This is a genomic window from Polaromonas sp. P3_A5 (genome assembly GCF_056403055.1).
This window is the reverse complement of sequence record NZ_JBFUGF010000001.1, coordinates 1555022-1579699: the sequence shown is the minus strand read 5'-3', so window position 1 is coordinate 1579699 and position 24678 is coordinate 1555022. Positions and strand designations below refer to the sequence as shown.

The 24678-nt window shown below is 62.8% G+C and carries 25 protein-coding genes; 19 read left to right on the top strand and 6 right to left on the bottom strand.

Annotated features, from left to right (window positions below):
* Positions 1-293: 293 nt before the first annotated feature.
* Together pgeF and maiA are read right to left on the bottom strand one after the other, a co-directional pair.
* Positions 294-1103, bottom strand: a complete 810-nt coding sequence (gene pgeF, locus AC1DU8_RS07575) for a peptidoglycan editing factor PgeF (protein WP_477689370.1) — start codon at positions 1101-1103, stop codon at positions 294-296.
* Positions 1104-1286: 183 nt separating this feature from the next.
* The gene (gene maiA, locus AC1DU8_RS07570) at positions 1287-1925 is read right to left on the bottom strand and encodes a maleylacetoacetate isomerase (protein WP_477689369.1); all 639 of its coding nucleotides are present in this window, start codon (positions 1923-1925) and stop codon (positions 1287-1289) included.
* A gap of 120 nt (positions 1926-2045) precedes the next feature.
* Here maiA and AC1DU8_RS07565 point away from each other — a divergent pair, with 120 nt between their 5' ends.
* Positions 2046-3080 carry an NADP-dependent oxidoreductase gene (locus AC1DU8_RS07565; RefSeq protein WP_457280384.1) on the top strand — a complete coding sequence of 345 codons (1035 nt, stop codon included), beginning with the start codon at positions 2046-2048 and terminating at the stop codon, positions 3078-3080.
* A gap of 38 nt (positions 3081-3118) precedes the next feature.
* On the opposite strand, the gene AC1DU8_RS07560 is transcribed toward AC1DU8_RS07565, so the two are convergent.
* Both AC1DU8_RS07560 and AC1DU8_RS07555 read right to left on the bottom strand, forming a co-directional pair.
* Positions 3119-3607, bottom strand: a complete 489-nt coding sequence (locus AC1DU8_RS07560; protein ID WP_457306593.1) for an Lcl C-terminal domain-containing protein — start codon at positions 3605-3607, stop codon at positions 3119-3121.
* A gap of 145 nt (positions 3608-3752) precedes the next feature.
* Positions 3753-4706 (bottom strand): LysR family transcriptional regulator, encoded by a 954-nt coding sequence (locus AC1DU8_RS07555; protein ID WP_477665761.1) that lies wholly within the window; start codon positions 4704-4706, stop codon positions 3753-3755.
* 121 nt (positions 4707-4827) lie between these two features.
* Here AC1DU8_RS07555 and AC1DU8_RS07550 point away from each other — a divergent pair, with 121 nt between their 5' ends.
* Positions 4828-6030 (top strand): MFS transporter, encoded by a 1203-nt coding sequence (locus tag AC1DU8_RS07550; RefSeq protein WP_477665760.1) that lies wholly within the window; start codon positions 4828-4830, stop codon positions 6028-6030.
* Between the two features lie 12 nt (positions 6031-6042).
* A complete protein-coding gene (locus AC1DU8_RS07545) occupies positions 6043-7299 on the top strand; it encodes an SGNH/GDSL hydrolase family protein (RefSeq protein WP_477665759.1) in 1257 nt (418 codons plus the stop codon).
* A gap of 14 nt (positions 7300-7313) precedes the next feature.
* Here AC1DU8_RS07545 and AC1DU8_RS07540 read toward each other — a convergent pair whose 3' ends face one another.
* Positions 7314-8036, bottom strand: coding sequence for a GntR family transcriptional regulator (locus tag AC1DU8_RS07540; RefSeq protein WP_457280379.1), 723 nt, complete (start codon positions 8034-8036; stop codon positions 7314-7316).
* Positions 8037-8088: 52 nt separating this feature from the next.
* Between AC1DU8_RS07540 and AC1DU8_RS07535 the strand changes: the two genes are divergently transcribed.
* The 4 genes from AC1DU8_RS07535 to AC1DU8_RS07520 are packed head-to-tail and all read left to right on the top strand — an operon-like array spanning position 8089 to position 11664.
* The gene (locus AC1DU8_RS07535; RefSeq protein WP_477665758.1) at positions 8089-9501 is read left to right on the top strand and encodes a Rieske 2Fe-2S domain-containing protein; all 1413 of its coding nucleotides are present in this window, start codon (positions 8089-8091) and stop codon (positions 9499-9501) included.
* Entirely contained in the window at positions 9498-10982 is a 1485-nt protein-coding gene (locus AC1DU8_RS07530) for a glutamine synthetase family protein (RefSeq protein ID WP_457280377.1), read from the top strand. Before AC1DU8_RS07535 ends, AC1DU8_RS07530 begins: the two co-directional genes overlap by 4 nt.
* A gap of 27 nt (positions 10983-11009) precedes the next feature.
* Positions 11010-11342, top strand: a complete 333-nt coding sequence (locus AC1DU8_RS07525) for a 2Fe-2S iron-sulfur cluster-binding protein (protein ID WP_457280376.1) — start codon at positions 11010-11012, stop codon at positions 11340-11342.
* A gap of 19 nt (positions 11343-11361) precedes the next feature.
* Complete coding sequence (locus tag AC1DU8_RS07520; protein WP_477726597.1) at positions 11362-11664, top strand: antibiotic biosynthesis monooxygenase family protein; 303 nt, start codon at positions 11362-11364, stop codon at positions 11662-11664.
* 89 nt (positions 11665-11753) lie between these two features.
* Here the strand turns inward: AC1DU8_RS07520 and AC1DU8_RS07515 are convergent, their stop codons facing one another.
* Positions 11754-12197: a MarR family winged helix-turn-helix transcriptional regulator gene (locus AC1DU8_RS07515; RefSeq protein ID WP_457280374.1), complete on the bottom strand. Its 444-nt coding sequence runs from the start codon at positions 12195-12197 to the stop codon at positions 11754-11756.
* Positions 12198-12299: 102 nt separating this feature from the next.
* Here AC1DU8_RS07515 and AC1DU8_RS07510 point away from each other — a divergent pair, with 102 nt between their 5' ends.
* The 12 genes from AC1DU8_RS07510 to AC1DU8_RS07455 all read left to right on the top strand — a co-directional run bounded on the left by AC1DU8_RS07510 (position 12300) and on the right by AC1DU8_RS07455 (position 24672).
* A complete protein-coding gene (locus AC1DU8_RS07510) occupies positions 12300-13493 on the top strand; it encodes a 3-hydroxybenzoate 6-monooxygenase (RefSeq protein ID WP_477726596.1) in 1194 nt (397 codons plus the stop codon).
* A gap of 26 nt (positions 13494-13519) precedes the next feature.
* Positions 13520-14518 carry a Bug family tripartite tricarboxylate transporter substrate binding protein gene (locus tag AC1DU8_RS07505; protein ID WP_457280372.1) on the top strand — a complete coding sequence of 333 codons (999 nt, stop codon included), beginning with the start codon at positions 13520-13522 and terminating at the stop codon, positions 14516-14518.
* A gap of 16 nt (positions 14519-14534) precedes the next feature.
* Complete coding sequence (locus AC1DU8_RS07500) at positions 14535-15899, top strand: FAD-dependent oxidoreductase (RefSeq protein ID WP_477689367.1); 1365 nt, start codon at positions 14535-14537, stop codon at positions 15897-15899.
* Between the two features lie 36 nt (positions 15900-15935).
* Positions 15936-17030 (top strand): gentisate 1,2-dioxygenase, encoded by a 1095-nt coding sequence (gene gtdA / locus AC1DU8_RS07495; protein ID WP_457280370.1) that lies wholly within the window; start codon positions 15936-15938, stop codon positions 17028-17030.
* The gene (locus AC1DU8_RS07490) at positions 17027-17722 is read left to right on the top strand and encodes a fumarylacetoacetate hydrolase family protein (protein ID WP_457280369.1); all 696 of its coding nucleotides are present in this window, start codon (positions 17027-17029) and stop codon (positions 17720-17722) included. The genes gtdA and AC1DU8_RS07490 overlap by 4 nt, the downstream gene beginning before the upstream one ends.
* A 192-nt stretch (positions 17723-17914) precedes the next feature.
* Positions 17915-18424, top strand: a complete 510-nt coding sequence (locus AC1DU8_RS07485) for a TRAP transporter small permease (protein WP_457280368.1) — start codon at positions 17915-17917, stop codon at positions 18422-18424.
* Positions 18421-19740, top strand: coding sequence for a TRAP transporter large permease (locus AC1DU8_RS07480; protein WP_457280367.1), 1320 nt, complete (start codon positions 18421-18423; stop codon positions 19738-19740). The genes AC1DU8_RS07485 and AC1DU8_RS07480 overlap by 4 nt, the downstream gene beginning before the upstream one ends.
* Before the next feature lie 82 nt (positions 19741-19822).
* Positions 19823-20875, top strand: a complete 1053-nt coding sequence (locus AC1DU8_RS07475; RefSeq protein WP_457280366.1) for a TRAP transporter substrate-binding protein — start codon at positions 19823-19825, stop codon at positions 20873-20875.
* A gap of 279 nt (positions 20876-21154) precedes the next feature.
* Positions 21155-22123 carry an MBL fold metallo-hydrolase gene (locus AC1DU8_RS07470; RefSeq protein WP_457280365.1) on the top strand — a complete coding sequence of 323 codons (969 nt, stop codon included), beginning with the start codon at positions 21155-21157 and terminating at the stop codon, positions 22121-22123.
* A gap of 130 nt (positions 22124-22253) precedes the next feature.
* Complete coding sequence (locus tag AC1DU8_RS07465) at positions 22254-22808, top strand: NUDIX hydrolase (protein WP_457280364.1); 555 nt, start codon at positions 22254-22256, stop codon at positions 22806-22808.
* 147 nt (positions 22809-22955) lie between these two features.
* Positions 22956-23942 carry a recombination-associated protein RdgC gene (locus tag AC1DU8_RS07460; RefSeq protein WP_457280363.1) on the top strand — a complete coding sequence of 329 codons (987 nt, stop codon included), beginning with the start codon at positions 22956-22958 and terminating at the stop codon, positions 23940-23942.
* Positions 23943-23961: 19 nt separating this feature from the next.
* Complete coding sequence (locus AC1DU8_RS07455; RefSeq protein ID WP_457280362.1) at positions 23962-24672, top strand: aspartate/glutamate racemase family protein; 711 nt, start codon at positions 23962-23964, stop codon at positions 24670-24672.
* Positions 24673-24678 lie beyond the last annotated feature (6 nt).

Genomic DNA, 24678 nt, shown 5'->3' with positions numbered 1-24678 from the left:
ATTTGCATTACAAATTGCTCACCAGGGCCGCGGAGTTCTACGTATTTATGTATTTGATTGTCATCGCCTGGATTTACGTTGTGCTCATGATGAGTGTTGCCGAAGCCACCAACAGCAACGGCACACTTCTGGGGGCACTGGTCACCTTTGTACTCTATGGACTGGGTCCTGTGGCATTGGTGGTTTACCTGATGGGTGCACCTGCCCGCAGCAAGGCGATCAAGAAGCGCGCAGCAGAGGAGCGCCTGCAGCAAACTGCAGACGCGGACGCAGCCCCAGACAAACCCTCACCGTCACACGCGCCAGATACAGGCGGCCATGCGCCCCGTGGCGCCAAACCCATTACCAGTGACGCCGGCATCCCGCCGGTGGGAAAAGAACCTTGACGGATTGCCCACGGTGCACCATGCATCGCTGCCATCATTGCCGTACACCTGTGTAATCCCCATCGCCTTGAGGCGCAACCGCGCCAGCGCCGGCAAGTCGGCCAAGTATTTATCGCTGCCGCACGGCGTAAAGCAGCGGCCGGCGTCAGACTGAACGGTTTCGAATGCGGCCTTGACTTCAGCGCCGACTTCGAACGCTGCAGGCCCGATGCACGGTCCGAGCCATGCTATTATTTTGATAGCTGATTGCGCTTGTTTTTGTTGGGCCAGAGCCCGAAATGACTCATAAACTGCCTCAAGTACACCGTGCGGGCCCGTCGGGCTTCCTGCCAGCCCGCGCCAGCCCGCATGCGCTGCGGCCACCACAGCGCCCTCTTCGCTCGCGAACAGCACCGGCAAGCAATCGGCCACCATGATGGTGCAGGCAAGTCCCGCCTGATCCGTCACGCAGGCATCGGCTGTCTGGCCGTCGGCGGCATCGGCGCTCAACACCAGCACCTCGCTGCCATGCACCTGCTGAAGGAACACCGGGTGGCTGCCCGTTGCCCGCCGCAGCACATCGCGGTTCGCCGCAACATTGGCCGGCTGGTCGCCGACGTGGTCACCCAGGTTCAGGCTGTCATAGGGAACGGGCGACACGCCACCGGCACGTGTGGTGAACACTGCACGCACGCCGGCAGGCGCCGGCCAGTCGGGAATCAGCCAATCAGTATGCAAAACAGGCACCGGTAATTTTCCGACGGGCCGCCCCCAGGAAAATTGGCCCCTGAGGGGCTGGAGCCTGCGGCTCCGAACCTGCTTGAGCAGGTTTGGACAGGCGACAGAGGCGTAGCGTCTCGCAAGCCGCGGCCTGCAAGGCCTCGTGAACCACACGAAGTGGGGAACGTGGGGGCCACATATTTAGGCTTCGTTGTCGGGGCAGGCCGAAGGCTGGGCTTTCTGGAAGGCCGGCAGCGCCATACAGGCGTCGAACGCGGCCATGGTGCGCGGCAGTCCGTCAAAACTCACGTTAAAGCGTTTGGCATTGAATATCTGCGGCACCAGGCAGCAATCAGCCAGTGTCGGTGTATCGCCATAGCAATAGGTCGATGCCGGCAATTGGGCCAGCTGGCGTTCAAAGGCCTCCAGGCCTTCACGGCACCAGTGCACATACCAGGCGTTCTTTGCAGCTTCGTCGAGCTTGAGTTCCTTGACCAGGTATTTCAGGACGCGCAGGTTATTGACGGGATGGATTTCGCAGGCAATGGACTGCGCCAGCGCGCGCACCTTGGCGCGGCCCAATGCATCCGCCGGCAGCAAGGCCGGTTCCGGGTATTTTTCATCCAGGTATTCGATGATGGCCATCGACTGCGACAGCTTTTCCCCATCGACTTCCAGCAGGGGCACCAGGGTGTCGGCGGCCAGGGCGGCGTAAGGCGACTGCTTGTGCTCCCCTTTGGCAATGTGCACAGGAATGTAGTCGTAGCTCAGGCCCTTGAGCTCCATCGCAATGCGTACACGAAACGACGAAGAAGAGCGGAAATAGTTGTGGAGTTTCATCTCTAAAGCATAAACCCAAACCTTGCCAGCCCGCCGCGCGAATCGCCTGCGCGACTGGTGCAAAGCCCGGTCGCCGCTACCATTCTGGCGACAACCTTCCCCAATTCAGCGGAGACCACCATGAGCGCCATCGCCACCTTAGCCAACCACCAGATTCGCCTGGCAAGCCGCCCCGTCGGCTTGCCCACACGCGACAACTGGAGCTTCACCACCGAGCCCGTGGCCGAACCCGGCCCGGGCGGCGTGCTCGTCAAAACCCTTTACCTGTCGCTGGACCCGGCCATGCGCGGCTGGATGAACGACGCCAAAAGCTACATCCCGCCGGTGGAAATCGGCGCCGTGATGCGTGCCGGCGGTGTGGGCAAAGTGATCGCCTCGCAAAACCCGGCCTTTGCCGTGGGCGACTACGTGAACGCCGCACTCGACGTGCAGGAATATTGCCTGATCCCGGCCGACCAGATCAAGCGCAGCGGCATGTTCAAGATCGACCCGCGCCTGGGCCTCACATCCTGGCTTAATGTGCTGGGCCTGCCCGGCATGACCGGCTACTTCGGCCTGCTGGAAGTCGGCCTGCCCAAGGCCGGCGAAACCGTCGTGGTTTCCGGCGCGGCCGGCGCCGTGGGCCAGACAGTAGGCCAGATCGCCAAGCTCAAGGGTTGCCGGGTGGTGGGCATTGCCGGGGGCAAGGCCAAGTGCGACTGGGTGGTCAAGGAACTGGGCTTTGACGCCTGCATCGACTACAAGAACGGCGACGTGCGTGCCGGATTGAAGGAACATTGCCCCAAGGGCATCGACATCTACTTCGACAACGTGGGCGGCGAGATCCTGGACATGGTGCTGGCGCGGCTGGCGCGCGGTGCCCGCATCATCATCTGCGGCGCCATCAGCCAATACAACAACACCACGCCCGTGAAGGGCCCCGCCAATTATTTATCGCTGCTGGTCAATCGCGCCCGCATGGAAGGCATCGTGGTATTTGATTACGCCGACCGCTACCACGTCGGTGTGGCGGAGATGGCCGGCTATCTCAAGGCCGGCACCATGAAAAGCAAGGAAGACATCGTCGTGGGGCTGGACACCTTCCCGGAAACACTGCTCAAGCTTTTCAACGGCGAGAACTTCGGCAAACTGGTGCTGCAGGTGGCCAAAGACTGAGGGCCGATGCGCCGGCTGCTGCCGGCGTTGGGTGCCGCTTACTTCGCATTGCGCACCAGGCGCACGACGGCCGCCGTGGCACGCGGGGCTTCACCGGCACTGCCGTCGCTGAAGCCCACAAAGGTGAAATAGCCCGGGCCGGTGCTGCTCGATGTCCAGAAGCGCGCCACGGGCGTGCCCGGAAAAGCATTCGGATCTATCGCCGCCTTGTCCACGTCAGCCTCTCGTGCAGAGACGATGCTGGAGAGTTCTTTGAGAATCGGCAAGCGCCATTGGGCCTCCGGCGCGGAAGCCGCCTTGGCACGCGCGGCCGCATCGGGATGGTTCAGGAAAGCCGGTTGCCCGGTGCAGGTCTTGCCCTTCCAGACCATGCCCTCCGCGCAACGCCGCCAGACCAGGCCGGTGCGGCTGTCGGTGACTTCCTGGTTGTCTGCGGATACGCTGAAACGCTCCTGCGCAAAACTTGCGCTGGACAATGCCAACAGCAAAAGGGAAAGACCCAAGGTGTGAACAGAATTGCGGTGCATAGAAATCTCCATGGCCGGAGCGGCCTTGCAGCCTTACGACTTGTTACCAATACTAGGCAAGTTATCTCGCTGCAACCATAGGGAACCTATGTAGGGGGTAGTACTTAGCGCTCACGCACTGTTTGTGTGCGGGCGCATTCAGGCGTCAGGGTTGATGCAGCTGGTAGTCATGCCCGAGCCCGCCACCATCAAGAACCTCCTGCGTGACCTGCTCAACCAGAAAATCCAGCAGCACGCGCACGCGCGCCGGCAAGCGGCCGCCCCGGCCGACAAATACTGCATGGATGGGTTCGCGCTCGCCCGGGTTCAGGCTTTCAGCCACCGGCACCAGGCGGCCCGCGTCAATGTCGCGGCCGACGTGGAACATCGACATGCGGGCTAGCCCCGCCCCCGCCAGTACCAGGTGGCGCAGCGCCTCGCCGTCGCTGGCACGCGCATAGCCGGTGATCGGCAACTGCTGAACCTGCCCGTCTACCCGTACCGGCCAGTAATGCATATTGCGCTTGAAGGTATGGGCCAGGCGCTGGTGCACTTCCAGCTCTTCCAGTGTGCGCGGTGTGCCGTGCCGGGCGAGGTACCCGGGACTGCCGACAATCACCTGCGCCGTATCGCCCAGGCGCCGCGCCACCAGTTGGGACGACGCAAGTGCACCCCAGCGGATTGCCACATCGGTGCGCTCGTCCAGCAAGTCGACCACGCGGTCTGTCAAGGTAATGTCCAGCGAGATATCCGGAAAGCGCTCGTGAAAGGCCGGCACCAACGGCAGCAGCAAGCAGTGCGCGGTGGGCATGCTGGCGTTGATGCTGACGCGCCCGCGCGGCATGGCGCCGGCGGCCGCACCGCGTTCGGCCTCGTCCATGTCGGCCAGCACGCGCGTGCTCTGCTCGTAAAACGTCGTGCCTTCGGGTGTGAGCTGCAACTTGCGCGTAGTGCGGTTGACAAGCCGCGTACCCAGCCGCGCCTCCAGCCGCGTCACCAGCTTGCTGACGGCCGAAGGGGTCATGCACAGCTGCCGGGCGGCGGCCGAAAAACCGCCCTTGTCCACGACCTGGACAAAGGCCTCCATCTCGCCGGAGCGGTTGACGTCTATGCGGGGCATGCTCTGGTATTTTTTCGTGAATTATTGTGAATTGAATTCATAAATGATTGTCTTTGCGGCATTCTAGTCAAGATATAACTTAGTCTTCACACTCAGCACATCCTCTTTTTAGGCGACTTTCATGGATGCGCGCAAATCACTCCCTTCACTTCCGTTAGGCCTGCTGGCCCTCACCGCGGGCTCCTTTGGTATCGGCACGACCGAATTCGTCATCATGGGCCTGCTGCTGCAGGTTTCCGCCGACCTGGGCGTGACCATCGCGTCGGCGGGGTTGCTGATTTCAGGCTACGCGCTGGGCGTGGCGGTGGGCGCGCCGGTGCTGACGCTGGCCACGCGCAAGCTGCCGCGCAAAACCGTGCTGCTGGCCCTCATGGCCATCTTCACGCTGGGCAACCTGGCCTGCGCGCTGGCGCCGGACTACGGCAGCCTCATGGCCGCCCGCGTCATTACCTCGATGGCGCACGGCACCTTCTTCGGCGTGGGCTCCATCGTGGCCACCGGCCTGGTCGCGCCCGAGCGCAAGGCCTCGGCCATCGCCATCATGTTCAGCGGGCTGTCGCTGGCCACCCTGCTCGGCGTGCCCGCTGGCGCCTGGCTGGGCCTGCACTACGGCTGGCGTTCCACTTTCTGGGTGGTGACGCTGATCGGCTTGCTCGCCTTTGTGGTGCTGGCCATTTTTGTGCCGCGCAGCGCGGCTGAAAACGGTACCTCGACCATCCGGCAAGAGCTGGCCGGCCTGGCCCGCCCGCAAGTACTGCTGGGCCTCTTGATGACGGTGCTCGGCTTCGCCGGCCTGTTTGCGATCTTCACCTACATCCAGCCCATCCTCACGCAGATCACCGGCTTCAGCGAAGCGGCGGTGTCGCCCATCCTGCTGGTGTTTGGCGGTGGCTTCTTTGTGGGCAATCTGCTGGGTGGACGCCTGGCCGACCGCGGGCTGCGGATGTCGCTGCTGCTCACACTGGGCGCGCTCGCGCTGGTGCTGGGCGTGATGGGCTTTGTGCTGCATTCGCCGGTGGCCACGGTGGTGTTTATCGGGCTGCTGGGCGCGGCCTCTTTTGCCACGGTGGCGCCGCTGCAGATGCGCGTGCTGCAGCAGGCGCACGGCGCAGGCCAGAACCTGGCGGCCAGCCTCAACATCGGTGCCTTCAATGTGGGCAATGCGCTGGGCGCGTGGCTGGGCGGCCTGGTCGTCAACAGTTCCTTCGGGCTGGGCGGCTTGAGCTGGCTGGCTGCGCTGATCACGGTGGCCGGCATCGCGGTCACTCTGTACAGCCTGTCGCGCGACAAGGCCGAGCCGCGCGCCATCCCCGTCACTTGCTGAGAGAACCACACCATGAACACATTTTTCCTTTCAAAGCGGCGCGTATTTCAAGCCGTTCTTTCATTCGCGCTGCTGTTTGCCAGTGCTTTACCGCAGGCGCAGGCAGCTGGTGCCGGCGTGTGGATGCCAAGCTGGACGGCAAGCCCCCAACCCACCTGGAGCAATGACTTTGTGCTGCCGCTGGGCCTTCCCGCCACGCTTCACGACCAGACCGTGCGCCAGACCGTCCGGGCCAGCGTGGGCGGCTCACGCGTGCGCATCGTGCTGTCCAACGAATATGGCTCACAAGCCTTGCAGGTAGGCGCGGCCCAGATAGCGCCTGCCGGCGAAGCCGGAAAGGCAGTGACCTTTGGGGGGCAACAGGCCGTTACCGTGCCGGCAAGCGCCGTCGTGATGAGCGACCCGATCGAGACGCGCGTCGCACCGTTGGCCCACCTGTCGGTCAGCCTCTACTTTCCACAAACGACACCACTCACCACCATTCACTGGGACGGCCTTCAGCCCGCGCAGATTGCGGCAGGCAATGCCGTGAACGCGAGCGTCCTCAAGGCAGATGCCACGGTGAACAGCCGCCTCTTTCTCAGCGCGGTGTTGGTCGACGCCGCACCGGGCACACGCAGCGTGGTGGCCTTTGGCGACTCCATCACCGACGGCGCGGCGTCCACGCCGGGCGCCGACCAGCGCTGGCCGGATTTTCTGGCGCGCCGCCTGGCCAGTCAAAACGTGGCCGTGCTCAACGCGGGTATTTCGGGCGGACGGGTGCTCAAGAACCACATGGGCATGAATGCACTGGCCCGGTTCGAGCGCGACGTGCTGGGTCAGCCCGGTATTGCCACCGTAGTGCTGCTCATGGGCATCAACGACATCAGCTGGCCTGGCAGCACCCTTGAACCCAAGGAGCCCGCCACACAGACTGACGCACTGATCGCCGGCTACCGGCAGCTGATTGCTCGCGCCAGGAGCCGCGGCGTGCGCATCGTCGGCGCCACGCTGACCCCATTCGAGGGCGCGCTGACAATGCCGGGCTCACCGATTGCCAATTACTACAGCCCCGCAAAAGACGCGGTGCGCCAGCGCGTCAACGCATGGATACGCGACAGCGGCGAATTCGATGCGGTGCTGGATTTTGATGCGGTGGCGCGCGATCCGCAGAACCCGCTGCGCATCCTGCCCGCCTATGACTCGGGCGACCACCTGCACCTGGGTGATGCCGGCAATAAGGCGGTTGCTGAATCCATCGACCTGAAGTTATTAATGGGAGAGCGCTAGACCGCGGGCAGGCGCTAGCCGCCCACCACAAGGCGCAAACCAGGCATCAGGCTTTCGGTTTCGGCGCGCCGCTGCAGCGCCATGCGCATGTTCATCTGTGCGACTTCCGTGTGTTCGACTGCCAGCGCCTGGGCACGCGCCCCCTCCCCGGCCTTGAGCGCTGCAAACAGCATGTGGTGCTGGCGGTGCGCGTAGTGCATCCAGTCGCGGTCCTGCTCCAGCGTGGACTGCATGGGCAGCATGGCCGAGGCTGACGCGAAGGGGAGCTTGTCGTTCAATTCGATCGCGCGTTGCAGTGCGCGGTTGCCACTGGCCTCCAGGATAAGCGCGTGGAAGCGGTCGTTCATGGCCGCATAGGCCGCGTAGTTGTCATAGCCCAGCGGGTTGGCGGCCAGTGCGCGGTCGCCTTCGTCCAGGCAGGACTGCAAATCAAGTTGCAACTGGCGTGACACACCGTGCTCAGCTACCAGCCGCGCCGCCATGCCCTCCAGATGGCCGCGTACCGCAATGGCATCGGCCACCTCGCGCGGGGTGAACTGGCGCACCAGGTATTTGCCGGTGTCATTGGCCTCGACCAGCCCTTCCTGCTCCAGCGTGACCAGCGCGGCCCGCACCGGTGTGCGCGAGGCGCCCAGGCGCTCGGCCAGTTGCTGCTCGGCCAGGCGCTGGCCCGGCTCAAACTCGCCGCGCAAGATCAGGTCGCGCAACTGCATCAAAACGGTTTCTTGCAAGTTCATGCCCGAGAATGTACACTGAATTTTAATTTCGGTATACCGTTTTGAGGTCTCCATGAACGCTGAACAGAACGAACTGCTCACCCGCATCACCGCGGGCACGCCCTGCGGCAAGCTGCTGCGCCAGTACTGGCAACCTGCGGCGCTGGTCGATGAGTTCAACCCGGCGCTGGACCCGCGTATGGAGATCCGCCCGGTCAAGGCGCTCAAACTGTTCGGCCAGAATCTGGTGCTGTTCAAGGACACCTCCGGCGCATGGGGCCTGCTGGACCGCGACTGCGCGCACCGCGGCGCCGACCTGTCGTTTGGCCGCCGCGAAAGCGCCGCGCAAGGCGGCGGCCTGCGCTGCCCTTTTCACGGCTGGAAGTTCGCCACCGACGGCCGCTGCCTGGAAACACCGGCCGAGCCCACGGGCAGCAAGTTGTGTGAACGCATACGCCAGCGCAGCTACCCCGTGATTGAAAAAGCCGGCGTGCTGTTTGCCTGGATGGGCGACGAGGGCAGCACACCGCCGCCCTTTCCCGCTTTTGATTGCTTTACCGCACCGGCCACGCACAGCTTTGCCTTCAAGGGTTTGTGGAACGCCAACTGGCTGCAGGCTTTTGAAGTGGGCATCGACCCGGCGCACCCGTCTTTCCTGCATCGCTTTTTGCAGGACGATCCGCTCGACGAAATCGGCGAAAACCCGGCCGGCAAGCAGTTTCGCAGCGCCAGCGCCGGCACAAAGGACGGCGAGCAGTGGCCGATGACGCGCATCATGCGCGAGTTCGCCCAGCCCGACATCAGCTTTGAAAACAAGCCCTGGGGCATGCAGCTGACCGCACTGCGCGCCATGACCGACAAGCTCACGCATGTGCGCGTGACCAACGCCATCTTTCCGGCCACGTTTGTGATTCCGCTGTCGGAAACCATGACCATCACGCAGATGCATGTGCCGGTAGACGACACGAACACCTACTGGTACACCTTCTTCACCAGCTTTGGCGCCCCGCTGGACCGCGAGAGCATGCGCGCGCAGCGCCAGCAGTTCATTGCCCTGCCCGATTACATTCCCAAAGCGGGCCGCCACAACAACTGGGGCTTCAACGCCGAAGAGCAGATGAGCACCACCTACCTGGGCATGGGCGAAGAAGACATCAATGTGCACGACCAATGGGCCGTGGAAAGCATGGGCGAGATCCAGGATCGCACACGCGAACACCTGGGCACCTCCGACAAGGTCATCATGGCCAACCGGCGCGTGCTGCTCAAGGCGATTGAGACCGTGCAAAACGGCGGCGTGGCGCCCGGCATCGCCGACCCTGCGCTGGCCGCAGCGATCACCGGCCCGGACACGGTGGATGGCATTGCGCCGGCGGGCGAATGGTCTCAGTGGTGGCAGCAAACCGCGCGCACCAAACGCGAGAGTGCGCCGTGGCTGGGCGCCAGAGCCACCTCCGACTCACCCAGCACCGTCACTCAGCCATGAGCAGCTTTGCGGCGCAATGCGGCGTGCAAGACGCGGCAAGGCAGGCTGCGCTGGCCGATGCCACGCGGCGCATCGAGGCGGGCGGCCTTGAGCTGGTGCGCTTTGCCTGGTGCGACCTGCATGGCATGTTGCGCGGCAAGACACTGGTGGCCGCAACTGCCGCACAGGCCATGACCGAAGGCGTGGGCATGGTGAGCACGCTGCTGCTCAAGGACACGGCCGACCGCACCGCCTACAAAGTGTTCGAGGCTGGCGGCGCCGCTGAACTGCCGGGCTTTGAATTTGGCGGCAATGTGATGCTGCTGGCCGACCCGGCGAGCCTGAAAGAATTGCCCTGGGCGGAGAAGACCGGCTGGGTGCAGTGCCAGCCGTGGTTCCCCGACGGCAGCCCCGTGGAGTTCGACACTCGCCGCGTGCTGCAAAGCGCCCTCGCCAACCTGGCCGAAGCCGGCTACGGCATGAAGTGTGGGCTGGAAATCGAGTTCCACATTTACCGGATTGCCGAGGGTGGCAGCGTTCCCCAGCTTGACCCGACGCGGGCCGACTGGCCGGGCTTGCCGCCAGAGGTGACCATGATCCATCCCGGCTACCACCTGCTGTCAGAGCAATGGGTGGACATGGCCGAGGAGCCGCTTCGCATCGTACAGCGCACGGCGCAGGCGCTGGGGCTGCCCCTGCTGTCGCTGGAAATCGAGCTGGGGCCCAGCCAGGTCGAGGCGGTATTTGAAGCCACCGATGCGCTGACAGCCGCCGACAACATGGTGCTGTTTCGCAGTGCGGTGAAACAGGCCTTGCGGCGTGCCGGTTACCACGCCACCTTCATGTGCCGCCCGCCCTTTCCCAACATCATGTCCAGCGGCTGGCACCTGCACCAGTCACTGGTGCACCTGAAAACCGGTGCCAACGCCTTCAAACGCCAAAGCCCCGCGGACGGAAGCACACCCGCGCACGCGCAGTACACGCTGACCGAAACCGGCGAACACTACCTCGCCGGGTTGCTCGCGCATGCGCGCGGCATGACGGCCTTCTGCACGCCCACCATCAATGGTTTCGGCCGCTTTCGGCCGAATGCGCTGGCGCCCCAATCGATTTTGTGGGGCCGGGACAACCGCGGTGCCATGCTGCGCGTGGTTGGCCAATGCAACGACAACGGCACACGTATCGAGAACCGCCTCGGCGAACCCGCCGCGAACCCTTATCTCTATCTGGCCTCGCAAATCCACGCCGGGCTGGACGGCATCGCGCGCCGCCTGAAAGCCCCCCCAGCCACCGACGCGCCTTATGGTGACACCGCCAAAAGATTGCCCACCAGCCTCGAAGAGGCGCTGCAAGCCTTGCAAGGCGACACGACGCTGGCGGAGGCATTCGGCAGCGCGTTCATCGCTTACCTCACGCGGGTCAAACAGGCCGAAATCACCCGCCATGCCGAGGCCCAGGACCAGGACGACTGGCAAAGACGTGAATACTTCAGCCGGATCTAACCGCCGCGGCCCGCATAAAAAATAACCATGATCACCATCCATTTCATCGAATCGGGCGGCCGCTCCACGCCGGTAAAAGGCAAAGTCGGCAAAAGCCTGATGGAAGCCGCAGTGGCCGCAGGCATTGACGGCATTGCCGCCGACTGCGGCGGCCTGCTGACTTGCGCCACCTGCCATGTACACGTGCAGGAACCTTTTTCCTCGGACACGCAAACCCTGCCGCCACCTGATGGCGAAGAGCTCGGCATGCTGGCATTTACCGCCGCGCCGCGCCTTCCCAACAGCCGGCTCAGTTGCCAGATCAAGCTCACGCCCGCGCTCGACGGATTGACGGTAGAGTTGCCTTCTACCCAGTATTAATTACCTCAGAAAGTTGTTCATGATTCTCGAACTCGCCGACATCCGCATTCACCCGGGCCAGCAAGCAGCCTTTGACGAAGCCATCCAGCGCGGCATCCGCGAAGTCATTTCCAAAGCCAAGGGCTTTCAGGGCTTCAAGGTCAACAAGGGCATTGAAAGCCCCGAACGCTACATCCTGCAGATCTTCTGGGACAGACTGGAAAACCACACCGTCGACTTTCGTCAGTCGCCCGCCTTTGCCGACTGGCGTGCCATCGTCGGGCCCTTCTTTGCCGGCCCGCCCACGGTGGAGCATTTCGACCTGGTGGCCAAGTCAGCCTGAGCCTTGAGCCAGGGCCTGGCAAACAGGCAGACAATAAAAAACGGGGCTGACGGCCCCGTTTTTTTGTCTGCGCGCAGTTCTGATGCCGGCTACCTGGCCGCGTTTTCGTGGCCGCTGATCAGCTTACCAAGCAACAGGCCGAGCTGCACCCGCTCGTCATCATCCAGCGGGCTCACGATGCGCTGCTGTGCCTTGCTGACAGCACGCTTCATCTGCAGTGCAACTTTTTCCCCTTCGGGCGTCGTCCACAGCAGTTTGCGGCGCTTGTCGGATGGGTCAGCCTCCCGCTTGACCCAGCCTTTGGCCTCCAGCCGCCCGATCACCGACCCGAAAGTGGCCGGGTCAAAGGCAACGCGGCCCGACAGAGTGATCTGGTCTTCGCCCGGGTCGTCCATCAGCGCATTCAGGATGGCGAACTGCACGGGCGTCGCATCAAACCCGGCCGTCTCCTCCATGAAGATCGCGACCGCGAGTTGTTGTGCCCGGCGGATCAAGTGCCCGGGGGCCTCGCTGAAGTTAAAGCTTTTTGCCATTTACCGAGTTTACCGTTCAGCTTTGCGCTCAGGGTATGTACTAGCGTACATACATGATAAGCATACTTATCATTGTCGAAGCCCCCTGATACCCTCTCATACATGTCACACACATCCCCCATCCTCATCTCGGGCGGCGGCATTGGCGGGCTGGCCGCGGCCCTGGTGCTCGCGCAGGACGGGCGCGCCGTGACGCTCATGGAGCAGGCGGCGAGTTTTGGCGAGATCGGCGCCGGCATCCAGCTCGGTCCCAATATTTTCCGCATGTTTGACTACCTGGGCCTCACTGAAGCCGTCAACCGTGTGGCGTTCTTTCCCACCGGTCTTGGCATGAACGATGTGCGCACGGGCGAGAAAGTTGTCCGTGTCCCGCTTGGCGACCTGGCCCGCGCCACCTATGGGTTTCCTTATGGCGTGATTTACCGCGCCGACCTGCACCAGGTGTTCCTCAATGCCTGCCGGGCGCAGCCCAACGTCACCTTGCGCACCAGCGCCAGGGTGGAGTCGTTTGACCAGTCGGAAAGCGGCGTGACCGTGCACCTTGCAGACGGCGAAACCGTGGAAGGCAGCGCGCTGATAGGCGCAGACGGCATCTGGAGCCGCATCCGTGAAGCCGTGGTGGGCGACGGCAAACCTCGCGTGTCGGGCCATATCGCCTACCGCGCCGTGCTCAAGCGCGAGGATGTACCGGCCCATCTGTGGAGCGACGATGTGCTGCTTTGGGGTGGCGAGAAAACCCATCTGGTTCACTACCCCCTGCGCCGCGGCGAACTCTTCAACCTGGTGGCTGTTTTTCACAGCAACAAATACGACGAGGGCTGGAACACCTTTGGCGATACGGCCGAGTTGAACGAACGTTTCGCCGATGCCTGCCCGCAAGTCAAGGAACTGCTGGGAAAAATCGAGACCTGGAAGATGTGGGTACTGTGCGACCGTGAACCCGTGAAAAACTGGACCGACCGGCGCGTGACCCTGCTGGGCGACGCCGCCCACCCGATGCTGCAGTACCTCGCCCAGGGCGCCGGCCAGGCCATTGAAGACGCTGTCGTGCTGCGTGAAGCGCTGCGCTTTACCCGCGGCGATGTGCCAAAGGCTTTTCAGAAATACCAGCAAAAGCGCTACCTGCGTACCGGCCGCGTGCAATTGACTGCCCGTTTTTACGGTGATATTTACCATGCGGCCGGTGTTCAACGCGAATTGCGCAACCAGATGTTCCAGAGCGGCACCGAGAGCGCGGGTTTCGCCGGCCTGAAGTGGATGTACGACGGAATCGAGCCGTCAAAACTGTTCCAATGACGGTTTCAAAAGTCCCAGGGATTGTCATGACTCTTCTTCCCAACACCGCTGCTCTCCGGGTAATTGCTACGCTTTTGATAGCTGCTTGCGCTTATCCCTCTTGGGCTGCAGCTCCAAAAGACTTAAAAGATGCGGCCTGGCCGACCAGGCCGGTGCGCATCCTTGTGGGGTTTCCGGGCGGCTCTACGCCCGACATGGCGGCGCGCAGCCTGGCCGAACCCTTGGGCCACGCCCTCGGCCAACCCGTGATTGTGGAAAACAGACCCGGCGCGTCAGGCAACATCGCGGCCGACCAGGTCGCCAAAGCCACTGACGACCATACGCTGGGCGTCGTCATCAACGGCAACCTGACCTCGGCCAAGCTGCTGTACTCCAGGCTGCCCTATGACCCGGCCAAAGACTTTGCGCCCATTTCACTACTGACCACGGCGCCCCTGGTGCTGGTAGCGCCTGCGGGCCAGCCTGGCGGCGCCGAATTCTTCGCTGCCGCGCGTCAGGGCGGCAGCCAGTGGAACTACGGCTCGGTCGGCAACGGCTCGGTGGCGCACCTGGGCATGGAGCTGCTGAAAAGCCGCATGCCCGGCGTCTCACCGGTTCACGTGCCCTTCGCCGGCAACCCGCAGGTGGTGACCGCCATGCTGGGCGGCCAGATCCAGATGGCGCTGATCCCGCCCGGCGTGGCCATGCCGCATGTGCGGTCGGGCAAGCTCCGGGCGATTGGCCTGGCCGGCGGACGCTCTTCCCTGGTGCCGGAAGTGCCGTCGCTGGCCGACGCCGGCGTGACGAATGTCAACCTGGAAGTCTGGACGGCCCTGATCGGCCCGGCCAGCCTTTCCAAAGCGGCCCAGGCGCGGCTGGCGCAAGAAGTGCCGCGCATCATTCGCGACGCCGACACGCGGCAAAAGTTGTTTAACCAGGGATGGCAGGCTGTGGGCACTTCGCCCGACGGCCTGAGGAGCCGCGTCAAAGACGAAGCCGCCATTTTGGGCGGCATCATCCAGTCGCGCGGTATCAAGCTTGAATAGGCAACTGAAGACAGCCATGCCCACCGTCACCGAACCCGCACGCTCCCTGCCCGTCTACGGCGAATTTGACGTTGTCGTAATCGGCGGCGGGCCAGCAGGGCTTGCTGCCAGCGTCAGCGCAGCTCGGCACGGCGCGCGCACCTTGCTGGTGGAGCGCTATGGTTTCCTCGGCGGCATGGGCACAGCCGGCGGCGTCACCAATTTCGCGGGCCTCTACGGCCGCAAAAACGGCCAGATGCAGCAGGTAGTGCGCGGCGTGGCCGACGACCTGCTGCAGCGCATTGACGCGCTGGGTGGCCTCAACGCGCCGCAAGACGGCATGCAGGGCCGCATCCGCGTGCGCTCTTATGACGTGTCGGCCTACAAGTGCGCAGCCGACCAGTTGCTGGTGGCGGCCGGTGTGCAAATCCTTTTCCATGCCTGGGCTGCTGCGGTGGTGATGGAAGGCAATCGCGTCAGCGCCCTGGTGGTCGAGACCAAATCCGGCCGCCAGGCAATCCGTGCCGCGCGTTTCATCGACTGCTCGGGCGACGCCGATGTGGCGAACTTCGCCGGCGTGCCGTTTGAGCTGGGCGACGGGCATGGCAGCGCACTGTTTCCCTCCACCATGTTTCGCGTCGGCCACGTGGATGCACCCCGCGCGCTGGCGGCTGTGGGCGAATTCAAAGCCATCAACACCCTGATGGCCGAGAGCCAGGCGCGCGAGCCAGGCCGCTACAAGTTTCCCCGTGAAGGTGCCATCCTCCGCCCCCAGAAGAACCCGACCGAGTGGCGCGCCAACGTCACGCAGATCCGCAACGCGCAAGGCACGGCCATGGATGCCACCGACGCGCGGCAGCTCAGCGAAGGTGAGCTTGAAGGCCGCCGCCAGATCACCGAATACTTCCGCTTCCTGCGCCACGAAGTGCCGGGCTTTGCGGAGTCCGCCATCGTCGACATCGCGCCGCAGGTCGGCATCCGCGAAACACGCCGCATTCAGGGCCTCTATGCCTTGAGCGGCGAAGACATCCTTTCATCGGCCCGCTTTGACGACACCATCGGCGTCAATGCCTGGCCAATGGAGCTGCATGCGGACGGCCGGATCGACTGGCAATTTCCGCGCAACACCGATGAGGCGCAGGGCCGCGTCTACAACGATCTCCCCTGGCGCATGCTGGTGCCTCAGGGCGTCGCCAACCTGCTGGTGGCCGGCCGCTGCGCCTCGATGACGCACGAAGGCCAATCGGCCGCGCGAGCCAGCGGCGGCTGCTTTGTGATGGGCCAGGCAGCGGGTACGGCGGCGGCCATGCCCGGCGCCGGGCAGGCTTTTTCCGATACCGACGTGAAACAGCTGCAGCAGTTGCTCATGCGGGACGGCGTGTATTTCGATAACGACCTTTAAGCGGCGATCTTTCACCCCAGAGACTGGACATCCATCATGGACATGACGCCCCCTACCGCCCCAGGCCAGCCCTCAGCACCCCACGGCGCTGCACGCAAGGCCTTTTATGAAGCCATCTCGGCGCACAGCATGACGCCGCTGTGGGAAGTGCTGCACGCGCTGGTGCCGCAATCGCCAAGCACCCCCTGCCAGCCGGCGCTGTGGAAGTACGCCGACGTGCATCCCTTCCTGATGAAGTCGGGCGAGCTGATCACCGCTGAAGAAGCGGTACGCCGCGTGCTGATCCTGGAGAACCCCGGCCTGCGTGGGCAGTCGTGCATCACGCAGTCGCTGTACGCAGGTCTGCAGGTCATCATGCCGGGTGAAATAGCGCCCAGCCACCGCCACACACAAAGCGCATTGCGCTTCGTGGTGGAAGGCCATGGCGCCTTCACCGCCGTGGATGGCGAGCGCACGCAGATGAAACCCGGCGACTTCATCATCACCCCCAGCTGGACCTGGCATGACCACGGCCACGAAGGCCGCGTGGAGTCCGATACACCGGTGGTCTGGCTGGACGGCCTGGACATCCCGATGCTGCGCTTCTTTGATGCAGGCTTTGCCGAAAACGGCACGGCCAAGCAACAGGAAGTCACCAAGCCCCAAGGCATCAGCAGCCACCGCTACGGCGCCAACATGCTGCCGATGCGGTATGACGCCCCGTTCGGTGAAACCTCACCCATCTTCAGCTACCCCTACGACCGCACGCGCGAAACCCTGCACCAGCTGGAAACCCATGCCGACATCGATGCCTGGGACGGCGTCAAGCTGCGCTATGTGAACCCGGCCACCGGCGGCTCGCCCATGCCGACCATGGCCACCTTCATGCAACGCCTGCCGGCCGGCTTTGAGGGCAAGTCATGGCGCCAGACCGACGGGGCCGTGTTCAGCGTGGTCGAGGGCACCGGTTCCGTCAGCATTGAGCGCGATGGCAAAACCTCGACTTTTGAGTTTGGCCCTTGCGACCATTTTGTGATTCCGTCGTGGCACACTGCGCAATTGCGTTCGGCGCAAGGTTGTGTGCTGTTCAGTTTTTCAGACCGCCCGGTGCATCAGGCCCTGGGCATACACAGAGAAGAAAGGTTGTCATGAGTTTTGTCATCACCCCACCGGCCGCAGTGTCCGTCCCTGTTGTGGGCACCAAAGACCGTTTTCCCGTGCACCGCATCTACTGCGTGGGCCGCAACTACGAAGAACACGCCAAGGAAATGGGTTTTACAGGCCGTGAGCCGCCCTTCTTCTTCCTCAAGCCCGCTGACGCCGCTGTCGTGGTGGACGCCGGCGTCACGGGCACCATTCCCTACCCATCGCTGACCAAGAACCTGCACCACGAAATCGAGCTGGTCGTGGCCATTGGCACCGGCGGTAAAAACATCAAGGCGGCCGATGCGCAAAAGCACATCTACGGTTATGCCGTGGGCCTGGACATGACGCGTCGCGACCTGCAGGGCGAGATGAAAAAGCAGGGCCGCCCCTGGTGCATTGGCAAAGCCTATGACCACTCCGCGCCCATCGGCCCCATCACACCCGCGGCCCGAGCCGGCGACGTGGCCAATGCCGAGCTCTACATCCAGGTGAACGGCAAGGACCGCCAGCGCAGCCATGTCTCCAAGCTGATCTGGAACATCGCGGAAACCATTGAACACCTGTCGGCAGCATGGGAGCTGCAACCGGGCGACCTGATTTATACCGGCACGCCTGAAGGCGTCGCGGCTGTGGTTTCGGGCGACACCATGGTCGGCGGTGTGGCGGGGCTGGAAACACTCACCGTCAAAGTCATCTGAACACGGGGTTAGCAAGCGCATGTCACGGCGGGGCAGCTGCGCGATAACCGCGCAGCTGCTTTAATCACCGCGCAAATACCCCGCTTTACCCGGGGTAACCCGCCTGACTGCTTGCCTCCTCAATTCTGATAATCGGCTTACCCGGTTTTTGGGAGCTCCCAAATGCCAAGACCTGCTTTTTGGAGAGCCTTCTTGAAAATCCTGCAGTCCCTTGCAAAATTCTGCGCTGTGCTGGCGGGCGTTCTGCTCACGGTGATCACGCTCATGACCTGCGCCAGCCTGATCGGCCGCAACCTGCTGGGCGCTACCCTCGTCGGCGACTTCGAACTCACCGGCGTGGTCACGGGGGCCGCGATCGCGCTGTTCATGCCCCTTTGTCAGATCAAACGCGGCAACATCATCGTCGACTTCTTCACCGCCAAACTGGGCGAAACCTCTAACGACAGGCTGGACCGTTTCGGTGCGTTGCTGTTGGGCCTGGTGTTTGCCCTGTTGGCCTGGCGCACGGTGCTGGGCGGCCTCAATTCGTACAACACGCACTCTGAAACCCAGATCCTGGGCTTTCCCGAATGGACGGTGTATGCCGCCATGGTCCCGCCTTTTGTGCTGACCTGCGTGATCGGTGTGTGCCAATCCGCGTTCGGCTTCGGCGACGCCCATGCGCCGCACAATCCGCTGGACGAGCTGGAGGCACACGTATGAGCTCCATCACCCTGGCTCTCGTCATTTTCGGCATCATGCTGGTCTTCATGGCCGTGCGTGTGCCTATCGCGGTCGCCATGTTTACCGCGGGCGCCATTGGTTACGTGATGCAGACCGGCTGGGGGCCGTTTTCCAGCTTCCTCAACACTCAGGCCTTCGCGCGCTTTGCCAGCTACGACCTGTCGGTGATCCCGCTCTTCATCCTGATGGGACATTTCGCAACGCAGGGCGGCATCAGCCGCGCCCTCTTCGGGTTCGCAGCAGGTGTGATGGGCCGGTTCAAGGGCGGTCTGGCCATGGCGTCCATCCTGGCTTGTGCGGCTTTCGGCGCCATCTGCGGCTCCTCGGTGGCCACGGCCGCCACCATCACCGGCGTGGCGCTGCCCGAGATGAAGCGCCACGGCTATTCGGGCCGCCTTGCCACGGGTACGCTGGCAGCCGGCGGCACGCTGGGCATTTTGATCCCGCCCTCGGTGCCACTGGTGATTTACGCCATCCTCACGGAGCAGAACATCGCCAAGCTGTTTGCCGCAGCCATGGTGCCGGGCATCATCGCGATGTTCGGCTACATGGTGGCCATTGCCATCTATGTACGGCTGGTGCCCGGACAGGCGCCCGAAGTAGACAACGACAGGCCGCCGATGACGCTGGCTTCCGCGCTGGGGATACTGCCCATCGCCATCATCTTCATCATCGTCTTCGGCGGCATTTACGGCGGCCTGTTCACGCCGACTGAAGGCGCCGCGGTGGGTGCCGCCGCCACTTTCGTAGCCGCCTTGCTCAAGCGCGAGATCACCTGGGCCAAATTCAAGCTGTGCTTTTATGCCACGGCGGAAAGCTCGGCCATGATCTTCCTGATCTTTATAGGCGCCGACCTGATGAACTCCGCCCTGGCCCTGACACAGGTACCCAACCAGCTCGCCGGCGTGGTCGGCGGCTGGGGACTGTCACCACTGATGGTTGTCACGGCCATCCTGCTGTTTTACGTGGTGCTGGGGGCAGTGATGGACGAGTTGTCGATGCTGCTGCTGACGATTCCTATCTTTTTCCCGATGGTGATGGGCCTGGACTTCGGCATGACCAAGGAATCCACCGCGATCTGGTTCGGCATCATGGTGTTGATGACCGTCGGCTTTGGCATGCTGGCGCCGCCGGTGGGCCTGAACGTCTATGTGGTCAATGGCCTGGCCAAAGACGTGCCTATCAGCGAAAGCTACAAGGGCGTCATGCCCTTCCTGATCAGCGACACCCTGCGCACCACCCTGCTGCTGCTTTTCCCCGGCATATCGCTGTGGCTGGTGAAATACATCAGCTAGCAAGCCTGCGGCTAGGGCTTTCACCGCTTCTCAAACCCGCTCCCATGCCTTAAGTTAGGCATATTGTTTACAGGAGACATGCATGATTCAACGACGAACCCTTCTCAAAACCAGCGCCGCCGCAGCCTTGGGCGCACCGGCGCTGTCGGGCCTGGCCCAGCAGGCCGTGACACTGAAGTTCCATACCTTCATGTCGCCCTCGTCCAATGTCTGGCTGGCCATGCACAAGCCCTGGATGGAAAAAGTCGAAAAAGAATCCGGCGGCCGCATCAAGTTTGAAGGCTATCCGGCCATGCAGCTGGGCGGCACGCCGGTGCAGCTCTACGACCAGGCCAAGGACGGCGTGGTTGACGTGGTGTGGACATTGCCTGGCAACACGGCCGGCCGCTTCCCGCGAATCGAGGTGTTTGAGCTGCCCTTCATGATGTCCAACGCCGAAGCGACTTCCAAGGCGTTTTGGGAATACGTGCAAACCGTTGCACCCGATGAATTCAAGGATACGCAGGTGCTGGCACTGCAGGTGCACGGCCCCGGTGTGATCCACACGGTCGACAAGCCCGTCAAGTCGATTGCCGACATGCGCGGCCTCAAGCTGCGCGCGCCGACCCGCCAGGTCACCAAGCTCATGGGCGTGCTGGGCGCCACGCCCGTCGGCATGCCGCTACCGCAAATCCCCGATGCGCTGAGCAAAGGCACCATCACCGGCTGCGTGATTCCGTGGGAAGTGGTGCCTTCGGTCAAGGTCAACGAGCTCACCAAGTTCCATGCCGAGTTCGACCCCGCCGGCGGCAGCCTTTACACCACCACCTTTGTGATGGCCATGAACAAGGCGAAATACAACTCGCTCGCGCCCGACCTCAAGAAGGTCATCGACAACAACTCCGGCATGGCCACCTCGGCCTGGCTGGGCAAGGTGCAGCAGGGCAACGACGTTCCCGGCCGCAAGACCGCCAGTGACCGCGGCAACACGATCTACACCGTGAGTGCGGCCGAAGCCCAGGAATTCCGCCGCAAATCACGCACGGTGGAAGTCGAGTGGGTGGAAGACATGAACAAGAAGGGTTTTGACGGCAAGAAACTGCTGGACACGGCACGCGCCCTGATTGAAAAGCACACCAAGACGACCAAGGCTTGATCAACAGGCCGCGCTAGGTGCGCATTCACGAAACCGGGCTTATGCCCGGTTTTTTTATGCTTCACCTATGTTCTTGTGCCTTTTCGGCCTTCAGCCCAATGAATACGGGCGCAACCAGCTCCTGATTTGATAGCGCGCCACCTCAGGCAAAACCTGCACGACAGCCGGGTTACTGCAACTGCGGCTTCATTCATGGCGCGTCTGCATAAGAATCCACCCGGCCCCCGTATGACGGGTGAGCCCGGTTCATCATTCCCTTTACCCCAAGGAAGTTCTTTCATGTCACGCATTTTGAAAACCCTGGCTGCCACCATCCTGGCCTCAAGCCTGAGCGCTTCTTTCACCCTGCCCGCTTTTGCGGCCGGCCCCATGGTCAAGACCCAGGCGCCCGGCTACTACCGCGTCACACTGGGCGATTTTGAAGTCACAGCCCTGTCGGACGGCACTGTCAAGCTGCCCGTGAAAGACCTGCTCACCAACACAACGCCGGCGAAAGTCGGCGCGGCACTGAAGCGTTCATTTTTACCTGACGCAGTCGAGACTTCAGTCAATGCCTACCTCATCAACACCGGCAGCAAGCTGGTGCTGATCGACACGGGTGCGTCCGGCCTCTTCGGCCCGACGCTGGGCAGCCTGCAGGCCAACCTCAAAGCCGCCGGCTACCAGCCCGAGCAGATCGACGAGATCTATATCACCCACATGCACCCCGACCACGTGGGCGGCCTCGTGGTGAACGGCGCCATGGCGTTTCCGAATGCCGTGGTGCGTGTGGACAAGGCGGACGCCGATTTCTGGCTGGATGAAGCCAAAATGAACGCAGCGCCCAAAGAATCCCAGGGCTTTTTCCAGGGTGCCATGGCGTCCATCAAGCCCTACGCAACGGCCGGCAAGCTCAAGACCTTTGAAGGCGCCACCGAGCTCGTGCCCGGCGTGAAGGCGCAGCCCACCCACGGCCACACGGCCGGCCACAGCGTGTATGTGGTGGAAAGCAAAGGGGAGAAGCTGATGCTGTGGGGCGACCTGATGCATGTGGCGGCAGTCCAGTTCGACAACCCGGAGGTCACCATCAAGTTTGACTCCGAGTCCCCACCGGCCGCCAAGGAACGCGCCAAGGCCTACGCCGATGCCGCCAAAAATGGTTACCTGGTCGGCGCGGCGCATATTGCCTTCCCCGGCCTTGGCCATGTGCGCAAGGGCGCGGGCAAGGCTTACACCTGGGTACCGGTGAATTACTCGTCGCTGAAATAAGAAAACAAACGAAATACGCGTTAAGCCCAATAAAAACGGGCGCGAGTAGCTACTTTTTTGATAGCACGGCAGCAAGCCTGCCGTGCGCCTCGGCAGGCCTCGGCCGGCGCAAAGCCGCTACACTCATCTGATGCAACGACCGCCCCTGAACCACTGCCGCGTCTGCGGCACCGCCGTGGCTTATCGCTTGCCGGACGACGGCGACACAAAAGAGCGGGCCGTCTGCCCGGCCTGCAATACGGTCCATTACGAAAACCCGCTCAATGTCGTTGGCACCGTGCCCAGCTGGGGCGAGGACGGCGCGCAAGTGCTGCTCTGCAAACGCAATATCGAGCCGCGTCGGGGCAAGTGGACATTGCCTGCCGGCTTCATGGAGTTGGGCGAAACCACCTCGCAGGGCGCAGCCCGTGAAACGGATGAAGAAGCCGGCGCCCAATATGAGATGCTGGGCCTTTTTACGGTCATGAACGTGGTGCGCGTCGGGCAGGTGCACATGTATTACCGGGCTCGGCTTTTGAGCACCGAATTCAATCCAGGCCATGAGACCATGGAGGCCAAACTGTTCACTGAGGCCGAAATTCCCTGGGACGAAATTGCCTTCAAGACGGTCAAGCAGACGCTGGAGCAGTACTTCGAAGACCGCCGCAAGGGTGCCTACGGCATCCATTCGTTTGATATTGAATGAAGGCCTTCAAGCCCGTGCCGGCCGTTACATTCTGCAGGCAGGACGCCCGGTAGAATTTCTCTGTATCCGGCTGGTTCTCACCGCGGATTTTCCGCCCCCTCATCGGCCTTCCGGCAGTCTCTTTTTTTAACCTCTTCCCCGGATTTCATGTTCAACACCGCAATCTTTTTCCGCATTGCCGACGATTTTGTGCTTCCTCCGCTGGAAGCGCTTGAAGAAATTTTCCAGTCCCACCGTTTCGTTCCCTGCGGCGCAACAGAGCCTGAATCCAGTGGCTGGGTGCCACCGCGCGGCAACAAAAGCACCGTCCTGCTCGAAAGCGTGGGCCGCCAGCTGATCGCCCGGCTCTGCACCGAGCGCCGCCCTGTGCCATCGTCCGCCATCAAGGCCGCGGTGGAAGAACGCATCGAAAAATACAAGGAAGAAACCGGCCGCGAACGCGTGGGCGCCAAGATCAAGAAGGAGTTCAAGCAGGAAGTCATGCTGGACCTGTTGCCGCGCGCCTTCACCAAGCGCTCGACCACCACGCTCTGGATCGACGTCGTCAACAAATTCCTGGTGGTTGACTCCGGCAACCTCACGGGCGCCGACAAGATCGTGAGTTATCTCGTGGAAGCGTTGAGCGAGGTGCCGGGCGCCCTGCCCGGCCTGAAGGCCAGCCCCATCCAGACGCAGATGTCGGCCGCTGCCGCCATGTCGCACTGGCTGTCGACGCGCGAAGCGCCATATAACTTCACGGTAGACCGCGACTGCGAGCTCAAGACGCCGGACGACCAGAAATCCACGGTGCGCTACTCGCGCCACACGCTGGAGATCGAGGAAGTGGCCCAGCACATTGCCGCCGGCAAGTTGCCGACGCAGCTGGCGATGACGTGGAACGAGCGCGTGTCTTTTGTGCTGACGGAAACCGCGCAGCTGAAAAAACTCAAGCTGCTCGATGTGGTGCTGGACGGCGTTCAGGAAAGCGGAAAGGACGACGACGGCTTTGACAGCGATGCAGCCATCATCACCGGCGAGCTGTCTTCGCTGATTCCGGACATGCTGGAGGCGTTGGGCGGGGAACTCGCCGAGGGAGAAGTCACACCGCACCCGGCCACCTCGCCTGCTGCCGACCCGGTACCAGAGCCCGCGTAGCAAATAAGGAAGACAGGTCATGCCCCAACACATCGGTATCGTCGGCTGCTCTGCCGAAGGCGCTGCGCTTTGTTATCAAACCATCTGTGTGGAAGGCGCCAAGGCCATGGGGCCGCATGCCCATCCTGAAGTGTCGATGCATACGCCGTCGCTTTCAGATTACATGGCGTGCATTTACCGCAATGACTGGAATGGCGTGGGCGACATCATGCTCGCTTCCGCGCACAAGCTCGCAAAAACCGGAGCTGACTTTCTTATCTGCCCGGACAACACCATCCATCAGGCTTTTGCTTACGTGCAGGAGCGATCCCCCTTGCCCTGGCTTCATATTGCGGAAGTCGTTGCCGAAGAAGCGGTCAGGCGCGGGTTCCGGTGCATCGGCATCACCGGCACGCGATGGCTCGTCGACAGTGAGGTCTACCCCGACAAGCTCGCGGCCCGCGGGCTGCAATACTTGCGTCCAGACAGCGCGGAGCGCGACGAAATCAACCGCATCATCATGGACGAGCTGGTGTACGGTGTCTTCAAGCCCGAAGCGATCGCATATTTCCAGAAAGTCATCGAGCGGATGAAAAGCGACGGCTGCGACGCAGTCGTCCTGGGCTGCACGGAAATCCCCCTGATCATGAGCGATTCAAACTCGCCCCTGCCGACTCTGGACTCCACACGCCTGCTGGCGCGCGCGGCGCTTGTCAGGGCGACGCAGGCCGTGCGGCCTTCGCCTGATTGAAAAGAT

Bases quoted from the DNA above. Each gene is read 5' to 3' on its own strand.
- maiA (WP_477689369.1), bottom strand. From the start codon at position 1,925: ATGAAACTCCACAACTATTTCCGCTCTTCTTCGTCGTTTCGTGTACGC.
- AC1DU8_RS07565 (WP_457280384.1), top strand. From the start codon at position 2,046: ATGAGCGCCATCGCCACCTTAGCCAACCACCAGATTCGCCTGGCAAGC.
- AC1DU8_RS07560 (WP_457306593.1), bottom strand. From the start codon at position 3,607: ATGCACCGCAATTCTGTTCACACCTTGGGTCTTTCCCTTTTGCTGTTG.
- AC1DU8_RS07555 (WP_477665761.1), bottom strand. From the start codon at position 4,706: ATGCCCCGCATAGACGTCAACCGCTCCGGCGAGATGGAGGCCTTTGTC.
- AC1DU8_RS07550 (WP_477665760.1), top strand. From the start codon at position 4,828: ATGGATGCGCGCAAATCACTCCCTTCACTTCCGTTAGGCCTGCTGGCC.
- AC1DU8_RS07545 (WP_477665759.1), top strand. From the start codon at position 6,043: ATGAACACATTTTTCCTTTCAAAGCGGCGCGTATTTCAAGCCGTTCTT.
- AC1DU8_RS07540 (WP_457280379.1), bottom strand. From the start codon at position 8,036: ATGAACTTGCAAGAAACCGTTTTGATGCAGTTGCGCGACCTGATCTTG.
- AC1DU8_RS07535 (WP_477665758.1), top strand. From the start codon at position 8,089: ATGAACGCTGAACAGAACGAACTGCTCACCCGCATCACCGCGGGCACG.
- AC1DU8_RS07530 (WP_457280377.1), top strand. From the start codon at position 9,498: ATGAGCAGCTTTGCGGCGCAATGCGGCGTGCAAGACGCGGCAAGGCAG.
- AC1DU8_RS07525 (WP_457280376.1), top strand. From the start codon at position 11,010: ATGATCACCATCCATTTCATCGAATCGGGCGGCCGCTCCACGCCGGTA.
- AC1DU8_RS07520 (WP_477726597.1), top strand. From the start codon at position 11,362: ATGATTCTCGAACTCGCCGACATCCGCATTCACCCGGGCCAGCAAGCA.
- AC1DU8_RS07515 (WP_457280374.1), bottom strand. From the start codon at position 12,197: ATGGCAAAAAGCTTTAACTTCAGCGAGGCCCCCGGGCACTTGATCCGC.
- AC1DU8_RS07510 (WP_477726596.1), top strand. From the start codon at position 12,300: ATGTCACACACATCCCCCATCCTCATCTCGGGCGGCGGCATTGGCGGG.
- AC1DU8_RS07505 (WP_457280372.1), top strand. From the start codon at position 13,520: ATGACTCTTCTTCCCAACACCGCTGCTCTCCGGGTAATTGCTACGCTT.
- AC1DU8_RS07500 (WP_477689367.1), top strand. From the start codon at position 14,535: ATGCCCACCGTCACCGAACCCGCACGCTCCCTGCCCGTCTACGGCGAA.
- gtdA (WP_457280370.1), top strand. From the start codon at position 15,936: ATGGACATGACGCCCCCTACCGCCCCAGGCCAGCCCTCAGCACCCCAC.
- AC1DU8_RS07490 (WP_457280369.1), top strand. From the start codon at position 17,027: ATGAGTTTTGTCATCACCCCACCGGCCGCAGTGTCCGTCCCTGTTGTG.
- AC1DU8_RS07480 (WP_457280367.1), top strand. From the start codon at position 18,421: ATGAGCTCCATCACCCTGGCTCTCGTCATTTTCGGCATCATGCTGGTC.
- AC1DU8_RS07475 (WP_457280366.1), top strand. From the start codon at position 19,823: ATGATTCAACGACGAACCCTTCTCAAAACCAGCGCCGCCGCAGCCTTG.
- AC1DU8_RS07470 (WP_457280365.1), top strand. From the start codon at position 21,155: ATGTCACGCATTTTGAAAACCCTGGCTGCCACCATCCTGGCCTCAAGC.
- AC1DU8_RS07465 (WP_457280364.1), top strand. From the start codon at position 22,254: ATGCAACGACCGCCCCTGAACCACTGCCGCGTCTGCGGCACCGCCGTG.
- AC1DU8_RS07460 (WP_457280363.1), top strand. From the start codon at position 22,956: ATGTTCAACACCGCAATCTTTTTCCGCATTGCCGACGATTTTGTGCTT.
- AC1DU8_RS07455 (WP_457280362.1), top strand. From the start codon at position 23,962: ATGCCCCAACACATCGGTATCGTCGGCTGCTCTGCCGAAGGCGCTGCG.